General features: G+C 72.6%; 16 protein-coding genes. 8 read left to right on the forward strand and 8 right to left on the reverse strand.

Annotated features, from left to right (window positions below; all coding sequences use genetic code 11):
• The 5 genes from AB0B48_RS11385 to rimP all read right to left on the reverse strand — a co-directional run.
• A partial coding sequence (locus AB0B48_RS11385) for a DUF503 family protein (protein WP_357199355.1) occupies window positions 1–123 on the reverse strand: 123 nt, incomplete at its 3' end.
• A gap of 90 nt (window positions 124–213) precedes the next feature.
• Complete coding sequence (gene infB, locus AB0B48_RS11390; RefSeq protein ID WP_357199285.1) at window positions 214–3,234, reverse strand: translation initiation factor IF-2; 3,021 nt, start codon at window positions 3,232–3,234, stop codon at window positions 214–216.
• Between the two features lie 93 nt (window positions 3,235–3,327).
• Entirely contained in the window at window positions 3,328–3,660 is a 333-nt protein-coding gene (locus tag AB0B48_RS11395; protein WP_357199288.1) for a YlxR family protein, read from the reverse strand.
• Window positions 3,661–3,676: 16 nt separating this feature from the next.
• Complete coding sequence (nusA, locus tag AB0B48_RS11400; protein WP_357199291.1) at window positions 3,677–4,720, reverse strand: transcription termination factor NusA; 1,044 nt, start codon at window positions 4,718–4,720, stop codon at window positions 3,677–3,679.
• Window positions 4,717–5,406: a ribosome maturation factor RimP gene (rimP, locus tag AB0B48_RS11405; RefSeq protein WP_357199294.1), complete on the reverse strand. Its 690-nt coding sequence runs from the start codon at window positions 5,404–5,406 to the stop codon at window positions 4,717–4,719. The genes nusA and rimP overlap by 4 nt, the downstream gene beginning before the upstream one ends.
• 155 nt (window positions 5,407–5,561) lie before the next feature.
• Between rimP and AB0B48_RS11410 the strand changes: the two genes are divergently transcribed.
• The 7 genes from AB0B48_RS11410 to AB0B48_RS11440 all read left to right on the forward strand — a co-directional run bounded on the left by AB0B48_RS11410 (window position 5,562) and on the right by AB0B48_RS11440 (window position 12,026).
• A complete protein-coding gene (locus tag AB0B48_RS11410; protein ID WP_357199298.1) occupies window positions 5,562–6,089 on the forward strand; it encodes a hypothetical protein in 528 nt (175 codons plus the stop codon).
• Window positions 6,086–6,523 (forward strand): ferritin-like domain-containing protein, encoded by a 438-nt coding sequence (locus AB0B48_RS11415; protein WP_030337610.1) that lies wholly within the window; start codon window positions 6,086–6,088, stop codon window positions 6,521–6,523. The genes AB0B48_RS11410 and AB0B48_RS11415 overlap by 4 nt, the downstream gene beginning before the upstream one ends.
• A 52-nt stretch (window positions 6,524–6,575) precedes the next feature.
• Window positions 6,576–7,178 (forward strand): PadR family transcriptional regulator, encoded by a 603-nt coding sequence (locus tag AB0B48_RS11420; protein WP_357199302.1) that lies wholly within the window; start codon window positions 6,576–6,578, stop codon window positions 7,176–7,178.
• Window positions 7,151–7,909: an ABC transporter ATP-binding protein gene (locus tag AB0B48_RS11425; RefSeq protein ID WP_357199305.1), complete on the forward strand. Its 759-nt coding sequence runs from the start codon at window positions 7,151–7,153 to the stop codon at window positions 7,907–7,909. The genes AB0B48_RS11420 and AB0B48_RS11425 overlap by 28 nt, the downstream gene beginning before the upstream one ends.
• Window positions 7,906–10,686 carry an FtsX-like permease family protein gene (locus AB0B48_RS11430; protein ID WP_357199308.1) on the forward strand — a complete coding sequence of 927 codons (2,781 nt, stop codon included), beginning with the start codon at window positions 7,906–7,908 and terminating at the stop codon, window positions 10,684–10,686. Before AB0B48_RS11425 ends, AB0B48_RS11430 begins: the two co-directional genes overlap by 4 nt.
• Before the next feature lie 74 nt (window positions 10,687–10,760).
• Entirely contained in the window at window positions 10,761–11,261 is a 501-nt protein-coding gene (locus AB0B48_RS11435) for a nitroreductase/quinone reductase family protein (protein WP_355009576.1), read from the forward strand.
• Between the two features lie 33 nt (window positions 11,262–11,294).
• Window positions 11,295–12,026 (forward strand): nucleotidyltransferase domain-containing protein, encoded by a 732-nt coding sequence (locus AB0B48_RS11440; RefSeq protein ID WP_357199311.1) that lies wholly within the window; start codon window positions 11,295–11,297, stop codon window positions 12,024–12,026.
• Window positions 12,027–12,032: 6 nt separating this feature from the next.
• On the opposite strand, the gene AB0B48_RS11445 is transcribed toward AB0B48_RS11440, so the two are convergent.
• Together AB0B48_RS11445 and map are read right to left on the reverse strand one after the other, a co-directional pair.
• Window positions 12,033–12,746, reverse strand: coding sequence for a VIT1/CCC1 transporter family protein (locus tag AB0B48_RS11445; RefSeq protein ID WP_357199314.1), 714 nt, complete (start codon window positions 12,744–12,746; stop codon window positions 12,033–12,035).
• A 55-nt stretch (window positions 12,747–12,801) separates the two neighbouring features.
• A complete protein-coding gene (gene map, locus AB0B48_RS11450; protein ID WP_357199317.1) occupies window positions 12,802–13,659 on the reverse strand; it encodes a type I methionyl aminopeptidase in 858 nt (285 codons plus the stop codon).
• A 95-nt stretch (window positions 13,660–13,754) separates the two neighbouring features.
• Between map and AB0B48_RS11455 the strand changes: the two genes are divergently transcribed.
• On the forward strand, window positions 13,755–14,072 hold the full coding sequence (locus AB0B48_RS11455) for an STAS domain-containing protein (protein ID WP_357199320.1): 318 nt from the start codon (window positions 13,755–13,757) through the stop codon (window positions 14,070–14,072).
• A 26-nt stretch (window positions 14,073–14,098) separates the two neighbouring features.
• Here AB0B48_RS11455 and AB0B48_RS11460 read toward each other — a convergent pair whose 3' ends face one another.
• Window positions 14,099–17,758, reverse strand: coding sequence for a SpoIIE family protein phosphatase (locus AB0B48_RS11460; protein ID WP_357199323.1), 3,660 nt, complete (start codon window positions 17,756–17,758; stop codon window positions 14,099–14,101).
• Between the last annotated feature and the right edge of the window lie 45 nt (window positions 17,759–17,803).

Genomic DNA, 17,803 nt, shown 5'->3' on the forward strand with positions numbered 1-17,803 from the left:
GGCGGCCGACACCTCGAAGCGGCGCAGCGCCGCCACGATCGGCCGTACATATGATCTCTTGGCTTTGAGCGACCGGGAGTCGCCCGGCAGCAGCAGGTCGAAGACCGCGGTTCCGGTGAACATCGCCCCGGACGATACCGCCAACCCGCCCCGCATGATCAAGGGGTTTACGCCGAGTGGCGTAAACCCCTTGATCAGCGTGTCACTGCCGGATCAGGCGCGAACCTTCTCCCGCATCTCGAAGGTCTCGATGACGTCGCCGACCTGGACGTTGTTGTAACCACCCAGGGTCAGACCGCACTCGAAGCCCTCGCGGACCTCGGTGGCGTCGTCCTTGAACCGCTTGAGCGAGGTGATCGTGAGGTTGTCCGCCACGACCGTCCCGTCCCGAAGCAGTCGAGCCTTCGCGTTGCGTCGGATGATGCCCGACCGGACGATGCAACCGGAGATGTTGCCGATCTTGGACGAGCGGAAGACATCGCGGATCTCCGCGCTGCCCAGCTCGGCCTCCTCGTACTCCGGCTTGAGCAGGCCCTTGAGCGCTGCCTCGATCTCCTCGATGGCCTGGTAGATGACGGTGTAGTACCGGATCTCCACGCCCTCGCGGTCGGCCATCTCACGGACCTTGTTCGAGGCCCGCACGTTGAAGCCGATGATCGTGACCGGCTCGGACGAGGCGCTCGCGAGCATGACGTTGCTCTCGGTGATCGCGCCGACGCCCCGGTCGAGGACCTTGAGCTGAACCTCCTCGGGGATGTCGAGGTTGAACAGCGCGTCCTCCAGGGCCTCCACCGAACCGGAGACATCGCCCTTGAGGATGAGGTTGAGCGAGGTCTTCTCGCCCTCCTTGAGCTGCTCCATGAGCGTCTCAAGAGTGGCCCGGCCACGGGAGTTGGCGAAGGACGCCGCCCGCCGCCGTGCCTGCCGCTGCTCGGCGATCTGCCGCACCGTGCGGTCGTCCGCCGCGGCGAGGAACGTGTCACCCGCACCGGGCGGCGCGGTCAGACCCAGAACCATGACCGGACGCGCCGGACCAGCCTCGGAGAGCTGGTTGCCGTTCTCGTCGAGCATGGCCCGGACCCGGCCGTGCGCCCCACCGGCGACGATCGAGTCGCCCGCCCGCAGGGTGCCCTTCTGCACCAGCACCGTCGCCACCGCACCGCGGCCCTTGTCCAGGTGTGCCTCGATGGCCACACCCTGCGCCGGCCCGTCGATCGGAGCGGTCAGCTCCAGTGACGCGTCGGCGGTCAGCAGGACGGCCTCGAGCAGTTCCTCGATGCCGATGCCCGGCTTGGCTGCCACGTTGACGAACATGGTCTCGCCGCCGTACTCCTCAGCGACCAGGCCGTACTCGGTCAGCTGCTGGCGGACCTTGTCCGGGTTGGCGTCCGGCTTGTCGACCTTGTTGACCGCGACCACGATCGGCACGTCGGCCGCCTTGGCGTGGTTCAACGCCTCGATGGTCTGCGGCATCACGCCGTCGTCGGCCGCGACGACCAGGATCACGATGTCCGTGACCTGGGCACCACGGGCACGCATGGCGGTGAACGCCTCGTGACCCGGGGTGTCGATGAACGTGACCGCCCGGTCCTCGCCCTCGTGCGGGACGTGGACCTGGTACGCACCGATGTGCTGGGTGATGCCACCCGCCTCACCGGCCACGACGTTCGCCTTACGGATGGCGTCGAGCAGCTTGGTCTTACCGTGGTCGACGTGACCCATGACGGTCACCACCGGCGCACGGCTGACCAGACGCTCCTCGGCCACCTCCGCGTCGAGGTCGATGTTGAACTGCGCGAGCAGCTCGCGGTCCTCGTCCTCCGGGCTGACGATCTGGATGTCGAAGCCCAGGTGCTCACCCAGCAGGTGCAGGGTGTCGTCAGAACAGGACTGGGTCGCGGTCACCATCTCGCCCAGGTTGAACATCTCCTGGACCAGCGAACCCGGGTTGGCGTTGATCTTGTCGGCGAAGTCCGACAGCGAGGCGCCACGGGAGAGCCGGACGACCTGACCCTGACCCCGGGGAGCACCCGAGCTCATGGTCGGAGCCGACAGGTTGTCGAACTCCTGTCTGCGCTGCTTCTTGGACTTGCGACCGCGCGTCGGCCGACCACCCGGACGCCCGAAGGCACCCGCGGCGCCGCCGCCACGGCCACGACCGCCCGCACCCGGACGACCGCCGCCACCGGCCGGACCACCCGGACGGAAACCGCCACCGGGAGCACCGCCACCGCCACCGGGACCGCCACGGTAGCCACCGCCACCGCCGGCACCCGCGCCGCCACCAGGGCCGCCGCGGTAACCGCCACCGCCACCGGCGCCACCGCCGGGACCGCCACGGAAACCACCGCCACCGCCACCGGGACGACCGGCGCCACCGCCACCGGGGCGACCAGCGCCACCGGGGCCGGGACGACCAGCAGCCGGGCGCTGGCTCGGCATGGACGCCGGGCTGGGCCGCGGCGGCATGGAGTTCGGGCTCGGCCGCGGCGGCATGCCCGCCGGGGTGTTGGGCCGAGGGCCACCCGCACCGGCGGCCGGGGGCCGCTGCTGCTGGCCACCCTGGATGCCGAACGGGTTGTTACCGGCGCCACGCGCCGGCGGACGACCGCCGGGGCGGGCACCCGGACCCGGAGCCGGCGTGCTCGGACGAGCTGCCGGGGAACCGGGACGGGGCGGCATCGCCGCGGGACCGGGCCGAGGGCCGGGACGGTTACCGCCGTCGGCCGGAGGCTCCCGGCGAACGGGGTTGTCCCGCTGCTGCTGGCGGGCGGCCTGCGCGGCCTTGACCGCGGCCTCCTGCTCAGCCTTCAGCGCGGCGGCACGCGCCTCCGCGGCCGCCACCTCGATGTCGTGGGCACTCGCCGGCTTGGCGACCGGGGTCGCCGACTGCGGGGCACCGGGAACCGGACCCTTGGGCTTGGGACCGGGTGCCGGCGCGGCCGGCCGCCGAGGCGGCATCGGCTTGGCCGAGACCCGGGGCGCGCCCGGGGCCGGGGTTGGCGTCGGGGTCGGGTTTGAAGCCGGCGTCGACGCGGGCGCCGACGGGGCGGCCGGAGCCGGGGCTCCGGCGGACGCGACGAATGCGTTACGCAGCCGCCGGGCGACAGGCGCCTCGACGGTGCTGGACGCGGACTTCACGAACTCGCCCATTTCCTTCAACTTGGCGAGAACGGTCTTACTCTCGACCCCGAGCTCTTTTGCAAGCTCGTGAACGCGGGCCTTGCCTGCCACTGCACTCCTCACTCCGAGGTCGTGCGGGCAGCACCCGCAGCGACCTCACTCGTGCACTTGAAGCCTGGTCATTTCAGGGACTTCATCGTGTGCTCATGTCGGTCGTCCTACCCTGCTAGCGACCCTCGCCCGGTCGGGCTGACCGGACGTAGTGGTTGGCGCATCGACGTGCTCCGCCAGCGCACCGTGGTCGAGGACCTCGGTGCTGCGCAACGCACGCCCGAAGGCGCGGCGCCGCACCGCCAGCGCGAAGCAGGCCGGATCCGGGTGCATGTTCGCTCCCCGACCCGGCAGCCTGCGGCGCGGATCAGGCCGGAGGCTGTGACCAGCCTCGTCCCTGACCGCGACGATCCGCAGCAATTCGCTGGCCGGCGCACGTTGCCGGCAACCCACACAGGTGCGCTCCGGCAGCGCGCGTCGTACCACTGGAGGAAGTCTACCCCTAGCTGCCCGAGATCGCGCCGCCCGGCTCCCGCACGTGATCAGTTACCCCACGCGCTGCCGGTGCGGTCTGCTCCGCATCGGACCGAATGTCGATCCGCCAACCGGTCAATCGGGCCGCGAGTCGGGCATTCTGCCCCTCCCGACCGATGGCGAGCGAGAGCTGGAAGTCGGGAACCGTCACCCGGGCGGCGCGGTTGGCCAGGTCGACCACCTCGACCCGCAGCGCCTTGGCCGGCGACAACGCGTTGCCGACGAAGGTGCCCGGGTCGTCCGACCAGTCGATGATGTCGATCTTCTCACCGTGCAGCTCGCTCATCACGGCACGCACCCGCTGACCCATCGGGCCGATGCAGGCGCCCTTGGCGTTCACCCCGGGGGTGGTGGAGCGCACGGCGATCTTCGTGCGATGGCCCGCCTCACGGGCGATCGCACCGATCTCGACGATGCCGTCGGCGATCTCCGGCACCTCCAGCGCGAAGAGCTTCTTGACCAGAGCCGGGTGCGACCGGGACAGGGTGATCTGCGGCCCACGCATGCCCTTGGCCACGTGCACCACGACGCAACGGACCCGCTCGCCGTGCGCGTACCGCTCGCCGGGCACCTGCTCGGACTGCGGCAGCACGCCCTCCAGCTTGCCCAGGTCGACGCTGACGATGCCCTTCTCAGTACGCGTCTCGTGCGCCTGCACCACGCCGGTGACCAGGTCACCCTCACGGCCGACGTACTCACCGAAGTGCACCTCGTCGGTGGCCTCCCGCAACCGCTGGAGGATCACCTGCTTGGCGGTCATGGCGGCGATCCGGCCGAAATCGTGCGGGGTGTCGTCCCACTCCCGCACCAGGCTGCCGTCGGCATCCATCTCCTGGGCGTACACCAGGGCGGCGCCCGACCTGCGGTCGATCTCCACCCGTGCGTACGGTTCGGCCCCGTCGGTGTGCCGGTAGGCGGTCAGCAACGCGGTCTCGATCGCCGCGAGAATCGTGTCGAACGGGATCTCCCGCTCGCGCTCGAGTGCGCGCAGCGCCGCGAGGTCGATGTTCACCTCTCCTCGTCCTCCACATCATCTTCGTCGTCGATGTCGTCTGAATCGTCGAACTCGTCGGAATCGTCCGCGTCGTCGAACTCGTCCTCCGGCTCACCGAGCTCGGCGAGCCGGGTGAACTCGACCTGCACACGGCCGGGGCCCAGCTGGGCGTACGCCCAGGCGGCGCGGCCGTCGTCGGTCTCCAGGTGCACGCCCTCGTCGTCGGCCGCGACCACCCGGCCGGTCAGCTGACGGTCACCGGCGGGCTGTTCGCCGCGCTGGCCGGGCAGCGTGGCCGCGCCCCGGACGGTGACCTTCACCAGTCGGCCCACGTTGCGCCGCCAGTGACGGGGCAGGGTGAGCGGCCGGTCGACGCCGGGCGAGCTGACTTCCAGTTGGTACTCGCCGGCGACGATGTCGCCACCGGTTTCCTCGGCGGCGTCCAGCGCGGCCGAGACCTTGCGGGAGACGTCCGCGACGGCGTCCAGGTCGATCCCGCCGTCGGTGTCCACCATCACGCGCACCACGTGCCGGCGGCCGGCCCGGGAGACCGACAGGTCCTCCAGGTCGTAGCCGGCGTCGTTGACCACTGGCTCGATCACGGCCCGCAGTCGGTCCCGCCGCGCGGCGAGGTCACCGCCGCGGGGGCCCGCAGCACCGCGGGGCTGACCCGTCGGCCTGGTGGCACGGCCACGCTGCGTCATCTCCGCACCCTCTCCCTGGTCGACGGGGACCGGTGTTCCCGCCATGCCGGCACGCCACCGGAGTGGACACGCCGGTGGTTGCGCAGAGCGTAACGCGCCTGCCGGGCGGCGGACCGGGCGGCGCACCGACGCCGGTGACCCCCGGAGCGGCACGGATGGTGTTGACTTGTCCGGTGGGGATCGGCAGAACGACACAGCGCGACCAAGCATCCGGACATTCCCGGCGAAAGCTCCTGAGCGTCGGGGCGCTGCTGGTGCTCGGCGGCGCCGTGACGCCGCTGACCGGCTGTGATCTTTTCGACCGCGACGACCAACCGACCCCACCGCCCGACCCGCTGCGGCCGATGGTGGACGAGTCACTCGCGCTGGCCGCCGCGTACCGGGCGACCGCGACCGCCCACCCCGAGCTCGCCGACCGGCTCAACCCGATCGCCGAGACGCACACCGCGCACGCCACCGAGCTGGCCCGGGTGATCGGCGTGACAGTGCCGTCGGCGGCCCCCGCCACCCCGACCACCGCCCCGGCCGCCGATCCGAACGGCGCGCGCGCCGCCCTGCGGGCGCTGGAGAAGACCGCCCAGCAGTCCGCCGCCGCCGCCTGCGCCGCTGCGCCCGCGGAGCGGGCGGCGCTGCTCGGGTCGATAGTCGCCGCCCGGGCAACCCACCAGGAGGCACTGAAGTGAGGCAGCCGTCCGCCGGGGAGGCACTAGCCTCCGCCCTGTCCGCCGAGTACGCGGCCATCTACGCCTACGGACGGATCGGTGTCCGGCTCAGCGGAGCTGCGCGGGACGCGGCACGCCAGGCGGAGGCCGCGCATCGACGCCGGCGCGACGCGCTGGTGGTGCAGCTCACCACGGCCGGCGGCGTCGTTCCGCCGGACCGCGCCGGGTACGCCCTGCCGTTCCCGGTCACCGACCGGGCCAGCGCCCTGCGGCTCGCCGCCGAGGTGGAGGAGCGCACGGCCGCGCACTGGCGGGCTGCCCTGGCATCCACCACCGGGGCCGACCGGGACCAGGCGTTGGCCGCCCTGGTCGAGTACGCCGTGCGGGCCACCCGGTGGCGGAAGACGGCCGGGCTGACCCCGCTGACTGTCCCGTTTCCCGGACGACCAACCTGAACCCGTCCACTCCGGTTGCGGTACGCATACCAGGTATGCATACTCCGTTGCCATGTCCATCCGTCACGGGTTGCTCGCCCTGCTCGAACGCGGCCAGATGTACGGGTACCAGCTGCGCGCCGCGTTCGAGGAGTCGACCGGCTCGACCTGGCCGCTGAACATCGGGCAGGTCTACACCACGTTGTCCCGGCTGGAACGGGACGGTCTGGTGCGCCCGCTGCCGGAGAGCGAGGGCGGGCAGCGCCCGTACGAGATCACCGACGCTGGCCGGGCGGACCTGGCGCTGTGGTTCGCCACCCCGATCAGTCGTAACGACCGCCCCCGTGACGAACTGGCGATCAAACTGGCGCTGGCGCTGACCACCCCGGGGGTCGACGTCCGGTCGGTGGTGCAGGCCCAACGCAGCGCGACGATGCGGGCCCTTCAGGAGTTGACCCGGTTGAAGTACGGCAGCAACCGGCCGGAGGACCTTCCCTGGCGCCTCGTGCTGGACTCGATGGTGTTCCAGGCCGAGGCCGAGGTGCGCTGGCTGGACCACTGCGAGACCAGTCTGGTCCGGCACCAACCCAGCGGCCCGGCGCCTCCCGCTACCCGACCCGATGACGCCGACGCGCGGGACGCGGCTCGATGGGCCGGCGAGGAGGCAAGACGGTGAGCGGATCGGACGACGCGGTGCTGGAGCTACGCGCCGTCCACCGCACCCACGGTGCCGGGCCGGCGGCGGTGCACGCGCTGCGCGGCGTCAGCCTGGTCGTCCGGCCCGGCGAGCTGGTCGCCGTGATGGGACCGTCCGGCTCCGGCAAATCGACACTGCTGGCTCTCGCCGGTGGGTTGGACCGTCCGACCGGCGGCGAGGTCCGGGTCGAGGGGCAACCGCTGGGGGCCCTGGACCGCCGCGGGCTGGCCCAACTGCGCCGCCGTCGGATCGGCTACATCTTCCAGCAGCTCAACCTGCTGGGCAGTCTGAGCGCGCTGGAGAACGTGGCGCTCCCGTTGGAACTCGACGGGACCAGCGGACGTCGGGCCCGCGCACTGGCCATGACAGCACTCACCGAGGTGGGGCTGCCCGCGTTGGGAGACCGTTTCCCAGACCAGCTCTCCGGCGGGCAGCAGCAGCGGGTGGCCATCGCCCGCGCGCTGGTGGGCGACCGTCGGCTGGTCCTCGCCGACGAGCCCACCGGGGCGTTGGACTCCCAGACCGGTGAGGCGGTGCTGCACCTGCTGCGCCGCCGGATCGACGCGGGCGCCGCCGGGGTGCTGGTCACCCACGAGGCACGGCACGCCGGCTGGGCGGACCGGGTGGTGTTCCTCCGCGACGGCGTGCTGGTCGACACGACGGCACCGCTGGGCAGTGTCGAGCAACTGCTGTCCGGCAGCGACCGGTGACCGTTCGCCGTCCGATGCGGGCCCTCGGTCGGGCCGGCACCGCGACGCCGCGGCCGGTCACGCCAACCGCCCCGGTCGGCCGGCGGCGGTTCGCCGAGCTGACCGGCTCCTGGCGGGCCGCGCTGCGAATCGCCCGGCGGGAGTCACGCCGGTCCCGGCGGCGGACGGCCCTGGTGCTCGCGATGATCGCCCTGCCGGTGGCGGCGCTCGCCTTCCTGGCGGCGAGCTACGACATGGCCGAGCTGACCCCACAGGAACGCGTCGACCGCCGGCTCGGCGTGGCCGACGCGGAGTTGCAGTGGATCGCCAGCAGCCCGGTGCGGCAGGACGACTGGGGTGAGGCATGGTCCACGCAGGACGGCGAGCCTCCCGCGCGGGTCACCGCCGCCCAGATGACCACCCTGCTGGGGCCGGGCAGCCGGGTGACCGAGCTTCGTCCCCGCGTCCCGCTGACACTGCGCGGCCCGCGCCGCGACGAGGCCGTGGCCGGGCGGGCGCTGGACCTCACCGACCCGTTGGCCCGAGGGCTGGTGCGGTTCCGGGCCGGCCGGGCACCACAGCAGGCCGGTGAGGTAGCCGTCAGTCCGGTGGCGCTGCGCCGCCTGGGCCTGCGCCTCGGCCACGCCGTGGCCACCGCCGACGGAAGCAGGGCGTACACAGTCGTGGGGGTGGTCGAATTTCCCGACGACCTCGGGCCGGTCGTGGCGCTGCACCCGGGGGCCGTGCAGGCGACCGGCCCGGAACCGGACAGCGTCTGGCTGGCGGACCTGCCCGGAGCAGTGGACGCCGCGCTGGTGTCCCGGCTCAACGAGCGGGGGGTGGTGGTCACCGCCCGAAGCCCGCTCGGCTCGGGGACCACAGCGGACCGGACGTGGTTCGGTGCGATCAGGCAGAGCGGCGCCAACGACCTGAGCACCGGCGTCCTCATCGCGGGCCTCGGGCTTCTGGAGGTCGTCCTGCTGGTCGGGCCGGCCTTCGCCGTCGGCGTCCGTCGCCGACGACGGGATCTGGCGCTGGTCGCGGTGGCGGGCGGGGACGCCGCCCAGCTTCGCCGCGTCGTGCTGGCCGACGGTGTGGTGTTGGGCGTGCTGGGGGCCGCCGCCGGCCTGCTGGTCGGCGTCAGCGCGGCGTTCGCCGGTCGCCCGCTGATGGAGCAGTACGTCTTCAGCGCCCGTTTCGGCGGCTACCGCTGCTGGCCGAGTGCGCTGGCCCTGCTCGGTGGCGTCGCGGTGCTGGCCGGAGTGCTCGCCGCGCTGGCACCGGCCTGGACCGCCGCCCGGCAGGACGTCAGCGCCGGGCTCGCCGGACGACGCACCCCGGCGAAATCCCCGGGCCGGTGGTTGGCTCTCGGACTGGCACTGGTGGTCGGCGGGGCGGGGCTGGCGGCGTTCGGAGCCACCCAGACTTCCCCGGCGGTGGTTCTCACCGGGCTGATCCTCGGCGAGTTGGGCCTGGTCTGCTGCACGCCCACGCTGCTCGGGGCGCTCGCCCGCCTCGGCCGGGTGCTGCCGCTGGCGCCACGGATCGCACTGCGCGATGCCAGCCGCAACCGGGCCGCCGCGGCACCGGCCATCTGCGCCGTGATGGCCGCCGTCGCCAGCAGCGTCGCCCTCGGCGGATACCTGGCCAGCGACGGCGCCCGCGACGCGCGCGCCTACCGGCCGGCGCTGCCGACCGGTCACATGCTGGTGCACGCCAACCGGCCGGACGGCCAGCCCACCCTGGCACAGGTCGCCGACGCGGCCCGGGACCAGTTGGGGGTCGACGCGGTAGCCACCGTGTACGAGCCCAACTGCGACCCGACGGGTGCCCGTTACTGCGACGTGGCGCCCGTCCTCCCGCCGAGCCGAGCCTGTCCGTTTCAGCCCGGCGACAGTCTTCCCGCCGCACACCGCCAGGAGGCGCGGGCCGACCCACGCTGCCAGATCCGCGAGGCCGACTCCTACGGCGGCTACGTCCTGCCCGGGGTGGACGACGGCTTCGCGCTGCCACTGCTCACCGGCGCGGACCCGGCGACGACCGCCGCCGCCACGGCGGTGCTGCATGCCGGTGGCGTGGTGGTGACCGACCCGCGCTACCTGCACGACGGCCTGGTGACCGTCCGCGTCTTCAGCACGGACGGAAAAACGGACACTCCGGCCACCGTCGTCCGCGACCTGCCGGGGTACGCGCTGCCCCAGGCGTCGGGCTCCTCCCGCCTGCTGCTGTCCACCCACGCGGCCCGACAACTCGACATGAGCTGGTTCCCGGCTGGCTGGGTGGTCGGCACCACGAACCCGCCGGACGAGGAGCAACAGGCGCGGTTCTCCGCCGCGCTGCGTTCCTTCGGGACGTTCTCGCTGAACGTCGAGTACGGAGGCGCCCCACGCGACGTCTCACCGTTGCTCCTGCTGCTCGCGGCGGCGGCCGGGCTGATCACCGTGGGGGCGGCCGGGATCGCCACCGCGCTCGCCGCCGCCGAGGGACGCGCCGAACTGACCACCCTCGCGGCCGTCGGCGCGGCCCCAGCGGTACGCCGGCTGCTGGCGATCTGCCAGGCCGGGGTCATCGCCGGTATCGGTTCGGTGCTCGGCATCGTGGCCGGGCTCGGTACCGCCGCGATCGTGCTGGTCTCGGTGAACCGGCAGTACGCCAGTGACTGGCCGATATCCGATCCGTACCCCTTTCTGGTGCCGTGGCCCGCGCTCGGGGTCCTGGTGCTGGTGCCGGTGGTGGCGATGCTCGGGGCGGGCCTGTTCACCCGGGCCCGACTGCCCATCGAACGGCGGCTGGACTGACCGGTCCGCCGGGCAACCGAAAGTGGACCGCGTGGGGGTGCCGCCGGGGCCGGGCAGCCGGCAGACTGACCGGCGTGTCAGTGCTCAGGAATGTCGTCCGTCGAGTCGGTCACCATCGCTGGTTCGGCGCCACCGCGCGTCTGCTGGTTCCGGCCGACCGGATGGTTGGTCGACTCACCCGGGGTCGGGTGGTAGCGCTCGGCCTGCTCCCCTCCCTACTCATCACCACAACGGGTCGCCGCTCCGGCAAGCCCCGCAGCAATCCGCTGCTCTACGTGCCCGACGGCGACGCGTACGTGGTGATCGGCTCCAACTGGGGGCAGACCCACCACCCCGGCTGGGCGATGAACCTGCTCGCCGATCCGGCCGCCGAGGTGGACGTGAAGGGCCGGCGGGTCGCGGTGCGGGCCCAGCGGGCCTCCGGCGCCGAACGGGACCGGTTGTGGCAGCTGTTGGTCAGCGCGTGGCCCGCGTACCACACGTACGTGCAGCGGGCCGGTGGCCGGGAGATCCACATCTTCCGGCTGGCCCCGACCGGGCGCGGCGCGCCCGAAGCGCCGCCGTCGGCTGGCTAGGCTGACGCTCGGTAGTTAAGGCGAGGTGGTTCCGTGAGCGCGAGGAGTGAGCCGGGGTTCCGGGGCCTCGACGATCGACGGTGGACGGTCGCGGAGCGGGTCGCCGAGGCAGTCCGGCGGCGGTTCCCGGCCGACACGCTCGCGATCGCCGTACACGGGCCTCTGGCGCACGGGGACGACGACGGCGGCGGGGACCGCGAGGCCGGATTGCTGGTGGTCACCTATCGGCCCGGGACCGGCCCGTCGCCGGCCACCCGGCGGGTCGACGGGGTGCTCGTCGACCTGACCGTGGCCGCGGCCGAGGATTACCTGGCCCAGGCGCGGGTGCTCTCCCCGCTCTGGCCGCTGACCGCCGACCGGTACGTCACCACGCAGGCGTTGCACGATCCGACGGGCTGGTTGCGGACGCTGCGCGACGAGCACCTCGGCCGGCTGGCCCGGGCCCGGCCGGCGGAGTTCAGCACCGCGGCTCGCCAGGCGTGGTACAGGGGCAGCGCGGCGCACTCCCGCGCGGCCCGGTTGGCCGAGTGGTACGAGACCGATCAGGCTCTGCTGATGCTCGCCGAGGCCCGGCTGGCGGCGGCCACGGTGACCGGTCTGCTGAGTCGCACCTACTTCCGGGACCCGGGGGACGCGGTGCGGCGCACCGGGTTGGCCGGGGCGGACATGACCGAGGTGGGTGTGGTGCTGGCCCGGCAGGCCGAGGAGCTGGCCGCCCGTGGTCGTGCGGTCGACGGCACGATAGACGAGTTGCTCAGCACCTGAGGCGCGTCACAGCCCGCCCGGTACGCCGATCAGCGAGCCGATCAGGTAGGTGGCGCCGGCCGCCGCGGCGCCCAGCAGCAGCTGGCGCAGCCCGCTCGTCCACCAGGGACGGTGGGTGAAGCGGGCCACCACGGCACCTGCGGCGAACAGCCCGAGCCCGCCGACGGCGAGCGCCAGCCACAGTTCGGTGGCGCCGAGCAGGTACGGCAGCAGCGGGACCAGCGCGCCGATCGAGAAGAACAGGAACGACGAGATCGCCGCGGCCCACGGGCTGGGCTGGTCGTCGGGGTCGACGCCCAGCTCCTCGCGGACGTGCACCCGCAGCGCCTCCTCCGGGTCGCGCCGCACCGCCTCGGCCACCTGGGTGGCGAGGTCCCGGGGCAGGCCCCGGGCCACCCACGCGTCGGCCAGCTCCCGGGCCTCCGCCTCGGGGTGCCGTTCCAGTTCCCGTCGTTCCTTGGCCACCTCGGCGGCGACCTGCTCGTTGGCGGAGCGCACGCTGGTGTACTCGCCGAGGCCCATCGAGATCGCACCGGCGACGAGGCCGGCGGTGCCGGTGAGCACGATGCTGCGAGGCGACACTCCACCGCCGCCGACGCCGGCGATCAGGGCGATGTTGGTGACCAGGCCGTCCATCGCGCCGAACACGGCCGGGCGCAGCCAGCCGCCGGAGACGTCCGCGTGGTGCGCCTCGCGCAGCGCCGCTGGGGTGTCGGTCACGGCGCCTGCCCTTCGTTCGTGACTGCGGGACTCCGCTGCGCTGCGTTCCTCGCGCTCACGGAAGGGTCAGGATCTCGTGGCCGTCGTCGGTCACCACGATGGTGTGCTCGAACTGCGCCGTCCACTTGCGGTCCTTGGTGACCACTGTCCACCCGTCGTCCCACATGTCGTACTGGTAGGTGCCGAGGGTGATCATCGGCTCGATGGTGAACGTCATGCCGGGCTCCATGATGTCGGTGGGGCGCGGGCTGTCGTAGTGCGGCACGTAGAGGCCGCTGTGGAAGGCCTCACCGATGCCGTGGCCGGTGAAGTCGCGCACCACGCCGTAACCGAACCGCTTGGCGTACGACTCGATGACGCGTCCCACCACGTTGATCTGGCGTCCCGGGGCGACGGCGCGGATGCCGCGCATCATCGCCTCGTGGGTCCGCTCGACCAGCAGCCGGGCCTCTTCGCTGACCTCGCCCACGCAGAAGGTGGCATCGGTGTCACCATGCACCCCACCGATGTACGCGGTCACGTCGATGTTGATGATGTCGCCGTCGTGCAGGACCGTGGTGTCCGGGATGCCATGGCAGATGACCTCGTTGAGGCTGGTGCAGCAGGACTTCGGGAAGCCCTTGTAGCCCAGCGTCGACGGGTACGCGCCATGGTCGCAGAGGAACTCGTGCACCACCTTGTCGATCTCGTCAGTGGTCACGCCGGGTTTGCAGTGCTCGCCGGCGAGCTGGGTCGCCTTGGCGGCGAGCCGGCTGGCGATCCGCATCTTCTCGATGGTCTCCGGCGTCTGCACGTGCGAGCCACGCCACTCCCGCGGACGCGTCTTGCCCACGTACTCCGGTCGGGCGATCTGGGACGGCACCGGTCGCATCGGGGAGAGCGTGCCTGGTGTCAGCGGCGGACGGACGGTCATGCCGCAAGCCTATCGCCGGGGCCGCTGGTGACCCGCGCCACGGCCGCCCGGTGGAGGTTGTTGCCCTGCCAGGGTCGCTGTGCCATGGTGTCAGCGTGGATCAAGGAGGAGCACCACCCGTCTTCTCCGCCAGCGCAGAGATCGACGGTGACCACCTCCACGTCGTGGTGGCCGGCGAGGTCGACATGGCGACCGCTGACACGATGCTCCAGACCGCGCTGCGCGAGCCCGCCGCCAGGAAGATCACTCTCGACCTGAGTGCGGTGACCTTCTTCGACTCGGCCGCCATCCACGCCCTGGTCCGCCTCGCCCAGGAGTTTTCGGGACGGCTCAGAGTCCGCCCGTCCCGGCAGGTCCGTCGGGTGCTGGAAATCTCCGGCCTCGGCGAACAGGGCTGGCTCGACCCGGCCTAGGCAGCCGGCCGCCGCCGGGCGCGCGGTCAGTCCTGCAACTGCCGGCGCAGCGTCACCTCGGTGCCCTCGGCGGTACGCCGTACCGACAGTTCACCCAGCGCTCTGATCAGGTCCAGGCCGCGGCCCCGGAAGCCGGAACCGGTCGACTCCCGCCACTGCCCGCTGTCGCGCACGGTGGCGGTCACCGTCCGACCGTCGATGGCCACCTCCACACTGATCATGGCCTCGGCGGGGTGGACCGGGTGTTCGATGGCGTTGGCGGCGGCCTCGGAGACGGCAACCGTCAGGTCGAACCTGTCGGTCTCGCCGACGGAGTGCGCGACGAGGAAATCCTCCAACCGCTTGCGGAGCACGCTGAGCCGGGTCGGGTCCGCCGGTAGCCGCAGCGCGAAGCGGTTCGGCTCCGCCGCCTCCAGGGCGAGAACCGCCACGTCGTCGCGGCGCGGCCGCCCGGTGACCCGCTCGACCACCGCGTCGATCAGGTCCACCACGTGCTCGCTCGGGGTGGCCGCGTCGATGCGCAACTGGGCCAGTGCGGCATCGATGCCGAGCTGACGGTCCTCGACCAGCCCGTCGGTGTAGAGCAGCAGTCGAGTGCCGGCCGGCAACTCGCCCTCCACCGACTCGTACGTCGCGTTGCGGAGCGCGCCGACAGGTGGGCCGAGCGCCCGGTCGTGCAGGAACGCCACGTCGCCTCCGGTGATCAACAGTGGGGACGGGTGACCGGCGCTCGCGTATCGCAGCCGCCCGGTGCCGGGGTTGAACAGCAGGCAGACCACCGTCGCGAAGGAGCGGCCCTCGGTGGAGCCGACCAGCCGGTTGAGCCGGGTCAGCGACTCACCCGGGTCGAACCCCTCCAGCACGTACGCCCGCAGCGCGTTGCGCAGCTGCCCCATCGCCGCGGCGGCCCGGACGCCCTTACCGACCACATCGCCGATGACCAGCACCAGCTCGTCGCCGTTGAGCGCGATCGCGTCGTACCAGTCGCCACCGACCTCGACGTCGGCGCTGCCGGGCAGGTAGCGGCTGGCGATCACCGCGCCGGGCAGTTGAGGCAGCGACCGGGGCAGCAGGCTGTGCTGCAGGGTGGTGGCGATGCGGTGTTCGGCTTCGTAGAGCTGGGCGTTCTCCAGTCGCACCCCGACGAGCCGGGCCAGCTCGGTCAACGCGGCGTCGTCGGCCTGCGCCTCGTCGCCGGCTGCCCGCCAGACCCGCAGCTCACCGAGCTGCTTGCCGGCGGTGCCGGTCAGCTCGGCCACGAACGACGGGTCGGCGGCGGTGGTGCCGCCGCCGTCCGCCTCGAAGCGCGCCTCGGCCGCGGAGACGACCACCCGGGCCGCCTCGGCGAGGCTCAACGCGTGCCGGGCGGCGACCTGGAGCACGTCGGCTGTGGATCGGGCGGAGTTCACCGCCACCGCCGCGTCGGCCAGCGCGCGGAGCCGGCGGATGATCTGCCCGCGCAGCTGGCCCAGCTCGACGTTGGCCCGGACCCGGGCGACCAGCTCCTGCGCGGAGAACGGCTTGGTGAGGTAGTCGTCGGCGCCGACGGCGAGGCCGGCGACCTCCTCCGCGGAGCCGGCGCGGGCGGAGAGCAGCACGATCGGCACATGCCGGGTACGCGGGTCCGCGCGCAGCGCGCTCACCAGCCCGAACCCGTCCAGCCGGGGCATCATCACGTCGGTGAGCACCAGGTCGAACCCGCCCTCGCGGGCCAGCGGCAGGGCTTCGAGCCCGTCGTTCGCGGTGACCACGTCCCAGGTCGGGGAGAGCAGCCGGCTGACGTGCTCCTGTAGGTCGGCGTTGTCGTCGACGACCAGGATCCGGCCGGCCGAGACGCCCTCCGACGGCTGATGGTCGAGGTCCGATGTCGACGCGACGCCGGCCCACAGCGCGGTCTCCGCCACGAAGAGCCGGGCCTGCTGGGGCTCACCCACCGGCAGCGGGTCGAACGCCGCCACCTGGTCCGCCGGCAGGTGCGCCGAGCCGAAGGGAACGGTCACCGTGAAGGTGCTGCCCACGTCGATCTGGCTCGTCAACCCGACCTCGCCGCCGTGCATCTCGATTAGTTCCCGGACCAGCGCGAGGCCGATGCCGGTGCCTTCGTGGGTACGTGCCCGCGCCCCGGGAACCCGGTGGAACCGTTCGAAGACGTGCGGCAGCTCGTCCGTCACGATCCCGATGCCGGTGTCCGTCACCTCCAGCCGGGCAGCGCCCTCCACGGCCCGGACCCGCACCCGGATCTCGCCGTCGAAGGTGAACTTGACAGCGTTCGACACCAGGTTGAGGACGACCTTCTCCCACATGTCCCGGTCGACGTGGACCGGCATCGGCAGCGGCGGACAGTCCACCACCAGTCGCAACCCGGCCCGGTCGGTGGCCGAGCGAAAGGTGCTGGCCAGCCGGGCGGTGTAATCGGCGAGGTCGGTGGGCTGGTAGCGGGCGGCGAGCCTACCGGACTCCAGCCGGGAGAAGTCCAGCACCGTGTTGACCAGCTTGAGCAGGCGCAGCGCGTTGCGGTGCATCATGGTGAGCCGGTCGGTGTCGGTGGGGGGCAGCGCCGGATCGGCCAGCATGTCCTCCAGCGGGCCGAGCACCAGGGTCAGTGGGGTGCGGAACTCGTGGCTGACGTTGGCGAAGAAGTTGGTCTTCGCCCGGTCCAGCGCTGCCAGTTCGGCGGCGCGGGCCCGTTCCTGCTCGTACGCCCGCTGGGTGCCGACCGCCCGGGAGATCTGGGCGGCGACCAGGTCGAGGAAGTCGCGGTAGTCGTCGCCGAGCGGCAACTGACGGGCCACGCCGACGACCAGCGCGCCGACCGTCTGGTTGGTCGCCGTGAGCGGCAGCACGAGGGCCTGGTCTGCGGCGTCGACCGGCAGCGCGTCGAGCAGCGCGGTGACCTCGATCGTGGCGGGCGCGTCATCGGCGCTGAGCCGGGCCGACACCTGCGCCGTGACGTCGGCGGCGGGCGGGGTGGTGCCGGTGCAACCGGCCAGGGTGAGCTGGTCGCTGCCGTCTGCCAGGTAGATCAGGGCGAACGGCACGTCGGCCTCGTGCCGGCCGAGCACCTCGGCGGCGGTCCGGCCCAGCTCAGTGGCGTTGCCGATGTCGCTCAGCTCGGCACCCAGTTCGGCCAGCGCGCGCAGGCGACGCTCGCCGAGCACCCGCCCGGTGGTCTCGCTGACGATGCAGTAGACGCCACTGACCGAGCCGTCGTCACCGCGGATCGGGTCGTACGAGACGTTGAAGTAGGTCTGCTCGACGAAGCCGTACCGGTCCAGCAGAAAGGGGTGGTCCTCGCCCCGGTAGGAGCGGCCGGTGCTCCGGACGTTGTCGAGCAGGGGGCCGAGCACCGCCCAGGTCTCCGCCCAGTTCGCGCGGGCCGGTCGGCCGATCACGTCCGGGTGTTTGCCGCCGATGGTCGGCCGGTAGGCGTCGTTGTAGAAGGCCAACTGCTCGTCGCCCCAGAACATGACGATCGGCGCGCTGGAGGCGAGCATCATCCCGACGGCGTTGGAGAGCGCCGGGGGCCACTGACCGGGCCCGCCCAGGGGGCCGGAGGACCAGTCGAAGGAGGCCAACCGCTCGCCCATCTCGCCGCCGGCCGCGAACGCGGCCGCCAGCATCGGCGGGGTCTCGCGACCGGACAGGGCCGGATGCCCGATGTCCGCGCCCCCCTGGGCCGAGCTCATGCAGCCTCCCCGCCCCGGCCGTACCCCTCGACCGTTGATCTTCAC

This window comes from Micromonospora sp. NPDC049089, assembly GCF_040648775.1.
In the GTDB taxonomy this organism is placed as follows: Bacteria; Actinomycetota; Actinomycetes; order Mycobacteriales; family Micromonosporaceae; genus Micromonospora.

Bases quoted from the DNA above. Each gene is read 5' to 3' on its own strand.
- rimP (WP_357199294.1), bottom strand. From the start codon at position 5,406: ATGACGCAGCGTGGCCGTGCCACCAGGCCGACGGGTCAGCCCCGCGGT.
- AB0B48_RS11410 (WP_357199298.1), top strand. From the start codon at position 5,562: ATGGTGTTGACTTGTCCGGTGGGGATCGGCAGAACGACACAGCGCGAC.
- AB0B48_RS11420 (WP_357199302.1), top strand. From the start codon at position 6,576: ATGTCCATCCGTCACGGGTTGCTCGCCCTGCTCGAACGCGGCCAGATG.
- AB0B48_RS11425 (WP_357199305.1), top strand. From the start codon at position 7,151: ATGGGCCGGCGAGGAGGCAAGACGGTGAGCGGATCGGACGACGCGGTG.
- map (WP_357199317.1), bottom strand. From the start codon at position 13,659: ATGACCGTCCGTCCGCCGCTGACACCAGGCACGCTCTCCCCGATGCGA.
- AB0B48_RS11460 (WP_357199323.1), bottom strand. From the start codon at position 17,758: ATGAGCTCGGCCCAGGGGGGCGCGGACATCGGGCATCCGGCCCTGTCC.